This is a genomic window from Kitasatospora sp. NPDC085879 (genome assembly GCF_040686255.1).
Classification (GTDB): domain Bacteria; phylum Actinomycetota; class Actinomycetes; order Streptomycetales; family Streptomycetaceae; genus Kitasatospora.
This window is the reverse complement of sequence record NZ_JBFBJZ010000132.1, coordinates 1-9,937: the sequence shown is the minus strand read 5'-3', so window position 1 is coordinate 9,937 and position 9,937 is coordinate 1. Positions and strand designations below refer to the sequence as shown.

The 9,937-nt window shown below is 74.1% G+C and carries 11 protein-coding genes and 4 tRNA genes; 1 reads left to right on the top strand and 14 read right to left on the bottom strand.

Annotated features, from left to right (window positions below; all coding sequences use genetic code 11):
• Nucleotides 1-429: 429 nt before the first annotated feature.
• The 7 genes from AB0P35_RS40470 to AB0P35_RS40440 form a co-directional block, all read right to left on the bottom strand.
• Nucleotides 430-732 carry a DUF4193 domain-containing protein gene (locus tag AB0P35_RS40470; RefSeq protein ID WP_363521287.1) on the bottom strand — a complete coding sequence of 101 codons (303 nt, stop codon included), beginning with the start codon at nucleotides 730-732 and terminating at the stop codon, nucleotides 430-432.
• A gap of 324 nt (nucleotides 733-1,056) precedes the next feature.
• Nucleotides 1,057-1,437 (bottom strand): hypothetical protein, encoded by a 381-nt coding sequence (locus AB0P35_RS40465; RefSeq protein ID WP_363521285.1) that lies wholly within the window; start codon nucleotides 1,435-1,437, stop codon nucleotides 1,057-1,059.
• A gap of 188 nt (nucleotides 1,438-1,625) precedes the next feature.
• Nucleotides 1,626-1,985, bottom strand: a complete 360-nt coding sequence (locus AB0P35_RS40460) for a hypothetical protein (RefSeq protein WP_363521283.1) — start codon at nucleotides 1,983-1,985, stop codon at nucleotides 1,626-1,628.
• A gap of 224 nt (nucleotides 1,986-2,209) precedes the next feature.
• Nucleotides 2,210-2,587 (bottom strand): avidin/streptavidin family protein, encoded by a 378-nt coding sequence (locus AB0P35_RS40455; protein ID WP_363521281.1) that lies wholly within the window; start codon nucleotides 2,585-2,587, stop codon nucleotides 2,210-2,212.
• Nucleotides 2,588-3,345: 758 nt separating this feature from the next.
• Complete coding sequence (locus AB0P35_RS40450) at nucleotides 3,346-3,855, bottom strand: hypothetical protein (protein WP_363521278.1); 510 nt, start codon at nucleotides 3,853-3,855, stop codon at nucleotides 3,346-3,348.
• 298 nt (nucleotides 3,856-4,153) lie between these two features.
• Nucleotides 4,154-4,522 (bottom strand): hypothetical protein, encoded by a 369-nt coding sequence (locus AB0P35_RS40445; RefSeq protein WP_363521290.1) that lies wholly within the window; start codon nucleotides 4,520-4,522, stop codon nucleotides 4,154-4,156.
• Between the two features lie 5 nt (nucleotides 4,523-4,527).
• Nucleotides 4,528-4,785, bottom strand: coding sequence for a hypothetical protein (locus AB0P35_RS40440; protein WP_363521275.1), 258 nt, complete (start codon nucleotides 4,783-4,785; stop codon nucleotides 4,528-4,530).
• A 271-nt stretch (nucleotides 4,786-5,056) separates the two neighbouring features.
• Here AB0P35_RS40440 and AB0P35_RS40435 point away from each other — a divergent pair, with 271 nt between their 5' ends.
• Nucleotides 5,057-5,803 (top strand): transglycosylase family protein, encoded by a 747-nt coding sequence (locus tag AB0P35_RS40435; RefSeq protein WP_363521273.1) that lies wholly within the window; start codon nucleotides 5,057-5,059, stop codon nucleotides 5,801-5,803.
• Nucleotides 5,804-5,982: 179 nt separating this feature from the next.
• On the opposite strand, the gene AB0P35_RS40430 is transcribed toward AB0P35_RS40435, so the two are convergent.
• From AB0P35_RS40430 to AB0P35_RS40400, 7 genes are all read right to left on the bottom strand, one after another.
• Complete coding sequence (locus AB0P35_RS40430; RefSeq protein ID WP_363521270.1) at nucleotides 5,983-6,672, bottom strand: hypothetical protein; 690 nt, start codon at nucleotides 6,670-6,672, stop codon at nucleotides 5,983-5,985.
• A 285-nt stretch (nucleotides 6,673-6,957) separates the two neighbouring features.
• On the bottom strand, nucleotides 6,958-8,136 hold the full coding sequence (locus tag AB0P35_RS40425) for a DUF6236 family protein (protein WP_363521267.1): 1,179 nt from the start codon (nucleotides 8,134-8,136) through the stop codon (nucleotides 6,958-6,960).
• A gap of 284 nt (nucleotides 8,137-8,420) precedes the next feature.
• Nucleotides 8,421-8,506, bottom strand: a tRNA-Tyr gene (locus tag AB0P35_RS40420).
• Between the two features lies 1 nt (nucleotide 8,507).
• Nucleotides 8,508-8,603: transfer RNA gene (locus AB0P35_RS40415), tRNA-Ser, on the bottom strand.
• An 18-nt stretch (nucleotides 8,604-8,621) separates the two neighbouring features.
• Nucleotides 8,622-8,694 (bottom strand) — tRNA-Gln (locus AB0P35_RS40410).
• Between the two features lie 385 nt (nucleotides 8,695-9,079).
• A tRNA-Met gene (locus AB0P35_RS40405) sits at nucleotides 9,080-9,156 on the bottom strand.
• A 295-nt stretch (nucleotides 9,157-9,451) separates the two neighbouring features.
• A complete protein-coding gene (locus AB0P35_RS40400) occupies nucleotides 9,452-9,802 on the bottom strand; it encodes a hypothetical protein (RefSeq protein ID WP_363521264.1) in 351 nt (116 codons plus the stop codon).
• Nucleotides 9,803-9,937 lie beyond the last annotated feature (135 nt).

The following is a 9,937-nucleotide window of genomic DNA, read 5'->3' as shown; positions in this document are numbered from 1 at the left end:
GGAGCACGGCGCGTCAACAGCGCCGTGCTCCGGCAGTCGCCCGGCGGGTACAGGAGTGACCTGGCCGTCAACGGCCGAACGCCGGCTTCACATTCCGCCCGGGGCCGGTCTCCGGTCTGGGCGGGCGGTTCCTGACTTTCAGAGCGTCCTCACCGCCCCGGTCAAACCCGGCCGACAGCCCACGGGGCGCGGCCTGCGGGACGGCGGGCGTGCAGCCGTCCCGGCCGGGGAGGAGACGGCCGCGCGCCAGCGCGACCGCTTGGCACGGTCGCGCCGACACGGGGATGACAGGGCGGCCGTGCCGGAATGCTAGAGCGCCCGAACCGCGCACCGCAGGCCTTCGACCAGGAGTTTCACGGCCGTGCACGGACCATGCCGCAGGCCTGCGGACAGCACGCGTACGGCCCGGCCGGCGGTGGCGGGCGGTGGTCAGGATGCGCAGTCGCGGCAGATGGGCCGGCCGTTCCTGTCCTCGCCGGCGAGTTGGGTGCGGTGGTGGACCAGGAAGCAGGTCATGCAGGTGAACTCGTCCTCCTGGAGCGGCACGACCTGGACGGTGAGTTCCTCGCCGGACAGGTCGGCGCCCGGAAGCTCCAGCCCTTCGACGGCCTCGGCGTCGGCGTCGACCGCGCCGCTCTGCTTGTCGTCGCGCCGTCCCTTCAGTGCCTCGATGCTGTCATCGTCGCTGCCGCTGTCGCCGGTGCCGCGGGGGGCGTCGTAGTCGGTTGCCAAGGTCGGTGCCTTCTCCTCGTCAGGGGATGCGTCGTGTGGGTCGGGTCGTTCCGCGAACCGGCCGGTGGGGGGTGCCGGCCGGGCGCGTTGGTGATCAATCCCGTCCTGTGGCGCACCACCCTGCCATCTGTCGGCCGCCCGATGCGCGAGACGCGAGAAGGTGCCGCGCCACGGACGGCGCCGGGCGCAGCCGCGGAACCGGAGGTGTCGGCTTGTCGGCGGCGGCTGGGCGCGCGGTGCCGTACCCAAAAAATGGCCGCCGGGTCGGGCCCTGGGCGGCTTCAACGGCTTCCGGTCGCCGCCACGATGGACGAGCCGTCCGAATTAGGAGGACTGACCGAACACACGGGCCACCCAGCCGTCGAGCTGGACGCCGAACTCCCGAGCTGAAGCGATATCCGAGGCCGGAAGTGCGCCGGCGTCGTCCATGCTGGCGACGAAGTCGACGTCGGCCCAGGCCCCTCGGAACAGCACAACCGACAGCTCAGCCTCCGCCGGACCCGAGATGAGCACGCCCACCGAGTCGGGATCGTTCACCAACGACCTGTCCGTCTCAAACCGCTGAGTCCAGGGCACTGAATGGTCGCGCCAGGTCACCTGACCTACCGTCAGGCCAGCAGCCCGCCACCCCGGCGCCCGATCAGCCACTTCTGCAGCCGCCTCATCAAGATCAATGACTCGTTCCATGGACAGATCATGGTTCATGCCCGGCGCGCTGTGCCCAGGACACCCGCCGCCGAAGGGTGCCGGGGCGCGGTGGGGGACGCGCCCCGGCATCCGTGCGGGCGGCCGGGCACTGCTCGACCGGCCTCCCGCGGGGCACCATGGCTACCCGGCAGAACAGTTCGCGAACCTCTCCCTCCGGGCGGGCGATGCCGCGGGCGGTCGGCCTGTCAGGGATGGGGCGGCCGGGGCGGGCACTGCGGTGGTTGGCGTGTGCGCCGGTCGGGGGCGGGCCAGGCGAGGTCGGAGATCATGCTGCCGAGCAGCGGGCCGATCTCCTCGTCCGGGACGGGCCGCCAGCCGGCGGGGTCGTGGCAGACGTAGGGGCCGAGCGGGCGTCCCGCACCGCCCGGGCCGGTCACCAGGCGGCGCCAGCCGAAGGCGGTGGCGCCCGCGTGGGGATGGTCGTCGAAGCCGTCGGGTGCCCGGCCGACATGGGCGACGACGAACACCTCGGCCCCGTACCCGTCCGGTGTTCCGCCGCTCTCGTACCGGTACACGCCGCCCGGCTCGAAGAAGTCCTCGCCCATGACCGCGCCTCCGGTCCCTCCGTGTGGTGTGAGCCAAGGGTGCCCCGGCACGGCCGCCCTGCCGGCACTCCTCCCCCGTGTCGGGCCGCCTGGGCCGAACGCCGGCCGACTTGCCTGAATCGCGCGGCCGCGCCGGGAGCGGGCCCTTGGGGGCGGGAGGGCCGCCAGGCCGAGGCTGAGGTTCGGGGAAGGTCGGCGGCCGCCGGGCGTCCTTGGTCGTCCGCTCAGTCGGCGGCTTGCGCGGGCGGCAGGCGGCGGAAGGTGTCCTGGCCGATGACCGCCGCCTTCCACGCCTCGTCGGTGCCGGTGGAGGTGGTGAACAGCCAGGAAGCGACGATCCGCTCGTCGTCTGGGAAGTACTGGCCGTTCCAGCTGGTCACGGACGCGGCACTGCCGTGCTCGTCCCGCCAGGCCACCGTCCAGCCGAGCGCGACACCCGGGACGGTCGGGCAGATGTCGAACCGCCCCACCAGCTCGCGGCGCCCGGCAGGTCCCGCACCGGGCTCGAACGTGCCCGTCAGCAGGCCGGCCGGATCGGCCTGAAGCCGCAGGCAGGACCCGAACTCGTTGTACCAGTCACCCGCGACCACCACTCCCACCATCCGGTCCCCTTCTCCCTGCCCCGGCACGACGCGCTCGCATCTCCCGCATCGTCACACCGGCCGCCTGTCCCCGGCGCGCCCGCGCTGCTGCGATCCGGCACCGACCGGCCCACCAGGCCGTTGCGCGGGCTCGTCGGCCGGCGCCGTCCGCGTCACAGCAGGGCGCAGCGGCGAGGGGTACAGCGGGGGTGTCCGGTGTGGTCGGCGCGGGGGTTTTCACGCGTCCGTCCGGCCCTTGTCACCCCGCCGCGTGGCGGTGGTGGGCGCGCGGTGAAGGCCTCGGCGAGGATCAGGCGGATGTGGCGTTCCTCGACGCCTGCTTCCCGGGGCGGCCCGGATCCTGGCGGCGATGTCGCCGGGCAGGCGGTGGGTGGGTGCCGCCGCCCAGGTGCCGGCGTCGTCGACGTCCGCATGACCGTGGCTGGTCATGGGCGCCTCCCGGCGGCCGGGCACGCCGGTTCGTGCCAGGTCGTGGCCACCACGGCCCCGCCCGGCAGCAGGCGCTCCGTGCGCCAGGTCCGGCAGCAGAACACGGTCGGAGAGCCATCGGATCCTTCTGCCGCCGGGGCCGCGGGGACGGGCGCGGCGGTGCGTGCGGTCGGCCGACGGCGTCGCCGGGGTCCTGCGGAGGAGCTCGTCATCTCCCGCGTGTCCCACGCTCCGCGGCCACCCAACCCCGGTCCTACCCCGGACGGGGCAGCACGGCGGGCCAGCCGGGCCACTGCGGCACGCCCCGGCCCCCCGGGGAGGCCGGGTGTCTATTCGCGCAGCGCCCAGGCGCGGGTGCGGGCTGCATCCGCGGTCCGGACGCCCTGGGCGGCCGGGGTGGTGCTGGCCAGGCGCAGCCGCAGGTCGTGGATGCGCCCGTCGAGGGCAATGGAGATCCGACGCCGGGAGCCGCCGCGGACGGCCGCGACGGTCGCGGTACTCGTGTCCAGGCGGGCGGCCAGGTAGGTCGCGGGCCAGCCCCGCGCGGCGAGCTCTGCCAGGACATCGGCCGCCGGCCCCGCGCTGGTCAGGCCCCGGCCGGGGCTCGGGGGTTGGCCGCGCCGGGGCAACGGGATGCCCAGGACGGCCTCGGCCGTGCTGCGGGCGATCCGGGCCGGACGCCGCTCGGGCGGGCGCAGCAGGCGGCGCACGAGGGTGACGGCGATCCCGGAGGCATCCGCGATGTCCTGGGCGGACATGCCGCGGCGCACCAGCACCGCAGCCCGCAGCGCCGCCGGGGTTGGATCGACGCGCGCGGCAAGCCCCTGGGCACGGTCCATGTCGCGGCGCCGACGCGCCCGCAGCGCCGCCTGACGGCACACCGTGCGGGCGCAGCCGTAGTCCGCGCACGACGCCTGCCCGTGCCGCACCCGGCTACGCGCCGGCCGGCGCTCCGGCCGCGCGCCCGCAGCCCGGGTCCCGGCCCTGACCGACCGTCACCACCCCACCTCACCCTCCTCGACGGTTCCGGACGGCAGTATGCCGGGCCGTTGCCCGAGCCCGGGGCACGGCCTCCGGGCACCGGCCGGACAGGGGCCGTTGCCCGAGCAGGGGACAGGGGCGCCGGCGGCGGCGGGGTCAGGGTGTGAGGTCGATGATCCGGACCGGCTGGGCAGTCCACCGCGCCGGGTCGACGGTGGCGACAACCGCCCCTTCCGGGCGCTCCGGGGTGGGGGTGGCGGCGTAGCGGGTGTGGGCGTGGGCCCAGGTGGTGTCGCTTGCGATCGCGAGGGTCGCGGGCAGGTCCAGGTCCAGGACCGTGACCGCCGGGAGGGCGGCGAAGTGCTCGGCGGTGCCGGGACGGGCCCGGTCGGCCTCCACCAGGGCGCAGGCCGGGGCGTAGAGGTACCAGCCCGCCTCGGCGTGGGCGCGGTGGATGAGCCGCGAGGCGAGGAGGTTGCCGCGGCCTGCGGCGACCATGGCGGTGTCGTCGAAGACGACGTGCAGGCCGCTCACCGGCCTCCTGCCTCGGCCAGGCGGCGGTCGAGCTCGGCGTCCAGTTCCTCGGTCCGCGCCGGGTCCGGGTCGTAGCCGTTCCAGGCGTGCAGGCGCTCGCGGGCCTGCACGGCGCGTTCGGCACGCTCGGCGGGGGTGAGCAGCGTGTCGGCGAGGCGGGTCAGGTAGGCGCGCAGCGACAGGTGCTCGGCGGCGGCGATCTCCGCGAGGCGGTCACGGGCCTCCGCGGGGATCCGCACGTTGGCATCGGCCATGAGGGCGGGCTCCTTCCACTCGATTACCAGGATACGGGTACGCACCCGTACCCGTCCGGCTGTTCCGGTGGTGTCGGTCGGTCGTCGCCCGTGGCGGTGCGCAGCCGGGCGGCGGGCGACGTGGTGCGCCCGGGTGGCCGGGCGCGGCCGGGCGGGTGACCTCTGCGGGATGTCGACCGGGCCCGGCCGGTGGGATGTGCGAATGGTGGGAGGACGGTGCCCCGGGGCGCCGGTTGCCCGGTCGCCGACCTCTCGGGAAGTGAGTTCCGCCGTGCCCGTCGTGTCCCTCGCCCACCGGATCCTGCAGGTACTCCTCGCCCTCGCCTGCGCCGCCGGCCTGTGGACCGCCTTCGCCGCGTCCGCACAGGCCGCCCCCGCACACACCGCGTCCGCCGCCGTGAGCGCCACGGGTACGGTCGCCACCGCGGCGAACGCGGCGCCCGCAGCCGTACCGGCCGCCGGGCAAGGTGTGGACTGGGACAAGGTCGCGGCGTGCGAGAGCGGCGGACGGTGGCACGCCAACACCGGCAACGGCTACTACGGCGGCCTCCAGTTCAACCAAGCGACGTGGCGGGCCAACGGCGGCACCGCGTACGCGGCCCGCCCCGACCTCGCCACCCGCGAGCAGCAGATCACGGTGGCCGAACACCTCGCCGCCCGCCGCGGCCTTGCGCCCTGGCCGCACTGCGGCGCCCGCGCCGGCGGACGACCCGCCGCCGGCCGCCACACCGTCCCCGCGCCGCGACCGGCGCAGCGGCCCGCTGCCCAGCAGCCGACCGCCGCCGAGGAGCCCGCCGCCGACCATGCGGCTGTCGCCGAGCCGGACACGGCCCGGGCCACCGATCCCGCGTCTGCGGACGACGGCACCGTCGTCGTGCAGGACGGCGACACCCTCGACGGCATCGCCCAGGCGCAGCAGGTGGCCGGCGGCTGGCCCGCCCTCTACGCGGCGAACCAGGACACCATCGGCGACAACCCCGACCTCATCCTGGTCGGGCAGTCCCTGCGGCTGCCCTGACTCCCCGGTCCGGCTCGGCGCGGTCGCGGCCACCCCCGTGCATCACCGTCCTGTCTGTCGCCGGGTCGGCGGGGCAGCACGGCGGCGACCGGGCTTGGTGGCGAGGGTCAGCGGGCGAGGGTGACGGTGAGCGGCTCGTTGGGGCAGTCGGCGGTCAGCCGGGCCGGGCAGCTGGTGTGCTACGGCCAGTGGATGAGCGCCTCGCCGGGCCTGTGCGGGCCGGCGACGTCGTCGCGCACCCCGGACAGCGTCCGGCCGCGGCCGTAGCCGGTCAGAGCGATGCGGCCGCTCTCGAACCGGACCGCACCCACGGCCTCGTAGAGGGCGAGCGCCCTGGCCACGTCCCGGGCCACCACGACCTTCCAGGTGGTCAGGCCCGCCGGTTGGCGTTCCTCGACGTGGTGGTGGACCGTCAGCTCCTCCCACACCGTCCGGGCGGCCTCCTCCTCGGTCAGCGAGCCGATGCCGAGGCGCCGCCACAGGACATCAAGGCCCGTACTGAAGTCCGCCGAGCCCTCCAGGTGAAGGCGCACGGACTGCCAGCCGCAGCGGGAGTCCTCCAGCCGCGGCACCGCCGCGAACAGCACATCCCGCAGCGCCCCCGGATCTTCCCGCAGCCGCGCGGCGTCCCGGCCCGGCCCCAGCCACGGACCGTCCGTGCGTACCAGGCCTGCCAGGTGCGCCCACGCCAACAGCACCTGCACCTGCACCTGCACCTGCACCCCGCGCAGCGGCCCGGCCCCCGCCTCGTTGCCGCCGGTGCCCAGCAGCTCGACCAGCTCCCGCGCATCCCCGCGCAGCAGCTGCCCCGTCGTCGTCAGCCGCCTGCCACCGCCGACCCAACCGGCCAGGGCCAGCGACTGCCCCACCGCCCTCGGCAGTACCCCGGCCCCCAGGCGGCCGGCCTCCCCCGGCACAGCGCCACACGCCGCCCCGGGCGCAGCTCGGTCTCCAGCACGAACCCGTCCCCTTCCCCCGGCCCGGGAAGCTCCCCGAGCCCCCTTCACGGTATGCCAGAGCGCGCCGCCGACCCGTCCGGGAACACCCACAGGGGGCCGGGCGTCCAGGGCCTCGGGCTGCCTGACACCAGATCGGCCACCCCGGCCGCTACGGGCCCCCACAGCACTGGGCAGCCCCCTGCTGTAGCGGCTGTTCTACTGCTGGCGGTCAGAGGCTTGCAGGCCCAGCCGTTGCAGGAGGGAGCGGGGCTCGAGGCCACCTTCGATGGAGAGCAGGTATGCGGCGGCCGGGGAGTCCGCGAGAACGGCCCGGTGTCGCTGGGCGGCAGTGCGCGAGATGCCGGCGATTCCGAGGACGGCACCGAGGGCGGCGCCGACCACGGGGAGGCCGGCGAAGAAGCCTCCGGCGACGGAGCTGGCGACGGCTGGGAGGTCGAACTTGAGGTTCGCCGCGCTGAACGCCGTCTCGATGCCCAGCCCCTTCATGGCACGGCGCAGGTTATCGAGCGGAAGGGTGAAGCGATGCTCTACCTCCAGCTGTGCGTAGAGCGCGAGGGCCTCGGGCACGGTGACCTCCGCCAGCTCGCTCTGGAGGATCGCCACGGCTTCGTTGACCGCCGCGCTGAAGGCTTCGAACTCCGAGCCGTGCCGTTGGCGCACCTTGATGATCTTTGAGACCGGCACGTCAGCCAGGTTCGCCGGCACCACGGTCCGCACGGCCAACAGGCCCACCGATTCCACGACACTCGCGTCCGGGACGGGGTGGGTGTCGGCGCCGAGCCGCTGGGCGATCGCGTCCGCGTCCCAGCCGTCCCACTGGAGATGTGCTTCCTTCTGGTCCGTTGTGGGAGTGAGCCGGCCGTTGCGCGCCAGTGCTTCGACGAAGGCGCACTTATACACCCAGGCCAGCCTTGGGTCCATGGCTACCCACGCATGCGAATGGTCCTGTTCGAGGCTGTTCCGGCGGGTCTCGACAGCGAGTCGGCGCTCGAGCAGAGCGGTCCGCAACTCATCGTCGACCTCGTCCCGGTACAGTCCGGCCAGTTGGTAATCGCGCCGGGAAGAAGTCCACAGCGTCGGTTCGACCTCCACCCCGCGCCCGGAATTCTCCACCTGATACCTCTGGAACTCGGCACCGTGGCGTTCGAGAGCCTCGAGGAACATCGGGCGCACCGCGCTCGCCGTCATGGCCGGATCGACCGGCACGATGAAGTCAAGTTCCTCTGCCAGCGCGTGGGCTGTGCCGGAGTCGGCGACGGGATAGTCGTTCGGGACGACACGGGCGAGCTTGGGCCAGTAGAGCGCCGCCGCCTTCAGCCACTCTTCGTCCCGAAAATGGATATATGGGTAGTACAAGCCGATTTGCTGCAACATGAGATACCTCCGTGGCAGTCGCCGCGTCGCACACGAGGAACAGATTGTCAGGCATCAACCGATATTGCCTGATTTGCTCTGGTTGACCTGCTGATCGAGCTCCGGCCCCAGGGCGGGCGCCTGCGAGCAACCGGGACGCGGCCGCCTGCCGCCTGCCGCTTCGAAGGCCAGGGCCCCGGAAGCACACACGGGCAGCCTGGCGCCGGTCTCCGCGCGAACCGGCGGGCCCGGCGTCAGGCCAGGAGGCACGTCAGCGGGTGAAGCGGGACTGCGGATGCAGTTCCTGGTGGGCGAGGGCGGATATTCGAACCGCCGCAGCCGAAGCGGGGGTTTTACAGACCCCTGGGCTCTCCCACTGCCCAGCTCGCCCTTGGCGGAGGAGGTGGGGGTCGAACCCACACGGGCGCTCATCGCGCCCCAACGGTTTTCAAGACCGAGGCCGGCGCCGCCTGTCGGCTGGCTCCTCCATAAACTGTGGTGTTGCGCTGCCGGACGGGGATTCGAACCCCGAACCTCCTGAACCAAAGTCAGGCGTGCTGCCAGTTGCACCATCCGGCACTGCCGGGGCGGCATACGAAAAGGGTCGCCCGGGCGGGGGACTGCTCCCCGCGGCGGCGACCCGGCAACCCGGCCGGTCAGCGCTGCGAGGACGTCCCGCGATACTGCGGGAGCGAGGAGCGCCGATACGACCGGACACGGATGAGGGTGTTCACGTTCGCGCTCCTTCCTGCGAGCCTGTGCGGCGCGATACGCCCACTGTGCCCGGCCGCTGACGGCGGGACAACCCGTTTTCGCGCTGCCCCCGGCCGATGCCGGGCAGCTGCCTCATCGGCCGACACACAGCGGCCGCGACGGGCGGGCGGACGCGGCGTCGGGGCCGACACCCGGGCCGACACATGAAAGGCCGGGCCCGGTGCGCTTCAGCGCACCGGGCCCGGCCAATTGGTAGCGGGGACAGGATTTGAACCTGCGACCTCTGGGTTATGAGCCCAGCGAGCTACCGAGCTGCTCCACCCCGCGTCGGTACGCCCGACTGTACGCCACCGCGACCCTGCGGGGGAAACGCATTCGGGCCGGGCGCGAGTGGACCGGCAGCAGCTGCACGGCTCGAATGCGCCCTACAGGGCCGGGCCCCGGCCCCCGGGCCCGCGCAGGGATGAGAAGATCGACGCGGCTCCCGGGGTTCATGCCATTGTCTCCCCGGGAGCCGCTCGCCTGTCCGTCCCGACACCCCGTCAGCGCCATTTGCGGACAAGGGCGCGGCGCGGACCCGCCGGGCGCCCGGTCCCGGGCGGCCGCGCTGCGGGAGGGACCGCTACCGGGCCGGAACGGCACGGGCACCCGGTCCGCCGGCCACCGGGCCGGATGCCGCTTCGAGGGCGGCGCGGGCCCGCACCAGCAGCGCCACGGCGCAGCGCAGGTGACGGCAGGCGACGGGCAGCAGGGTGCCGCGGAAGCGGTCGGCCGTGCGTAGTTCGGCGGCGGCCTCCTGCAGGAGGACGGCCGTGGCGCGGATCGGCTCACCGCGGTCGCTCGCCCGGTACTCCCCCGCCAGGGCTGCGGCGGTGCGGGCGAGCTCGCCGGTGCCGGGGTCCTCTAGCACATCGGCGCCGAAGTACACCAGCAAGGACGCCAGTTGGGCCAGCAAATCGTCCCTGCGCCTCATCCACCACACGCTCACGCCGCGATCATGCACCACCACGGAATGTGAGGGGTCGGAAACCGGCCACCTCCCAAACCCTGCCGGCGTTCCCGCAGCGGCGGCCGGTCTCCGCAGCCGGCCCCCGGGGGCCGGCTGCGC

Bases quoted from the DNA above. Each gene is read 5' to 3' on its own strand.
- AB0P35_RS40465 (WP_363521285.1), bottom strand. From the start codon at position 1,437: ATGAACCATGATCTGTCCATGGAACGAGTCATTGATCTTGATGAGGCG.
- AB0P35_RS40460 (WP_363521283.1), bottom strand. From the start codon at position 1,985: ATGGGCGAGGACTTCTTCGAGCCGGGCGGCGTGTACCGGTACGAGAGC.
- AB0P35_RS40455 (WP_363521281.1), bottom strand. From the start codon at position 2,587: ATGGTGGGAGTGGTGGTCGCGGGTGACTGGTACAACGAGTTCGGGTCC.
- AB0P35_RS40450 (WP_363521278.1), bottom strand. From the start codon at position 3,855: ATGGACCGTGCCCAGGGGCTTGCCGCGCGCGTCGATCCAACCCCGGCG.
- AB0P35_RS40440 (WP_363521275.1), bottom strand. From the start codon at position 4,785: ATGGCCGATGCCAACGTGCGGATCCCCGCGGAGGCCCGTGACCGCCTC.
- AB0P35_RS40425 (WP_363521267.1), bottom strand. From the start codon at position 8,136: ATGTTGCAGCAAATCGGCTTGTACTACCCATATATCCATTTTCGGGAC.
- AB0P35_RS40400 (WP_363521264.1), bottom strand. From the start codon at position 9,802: ATGAGGCGCAGGGACGATTTGCTGGCCCAACTGGCGTCCTTGCTGGTG.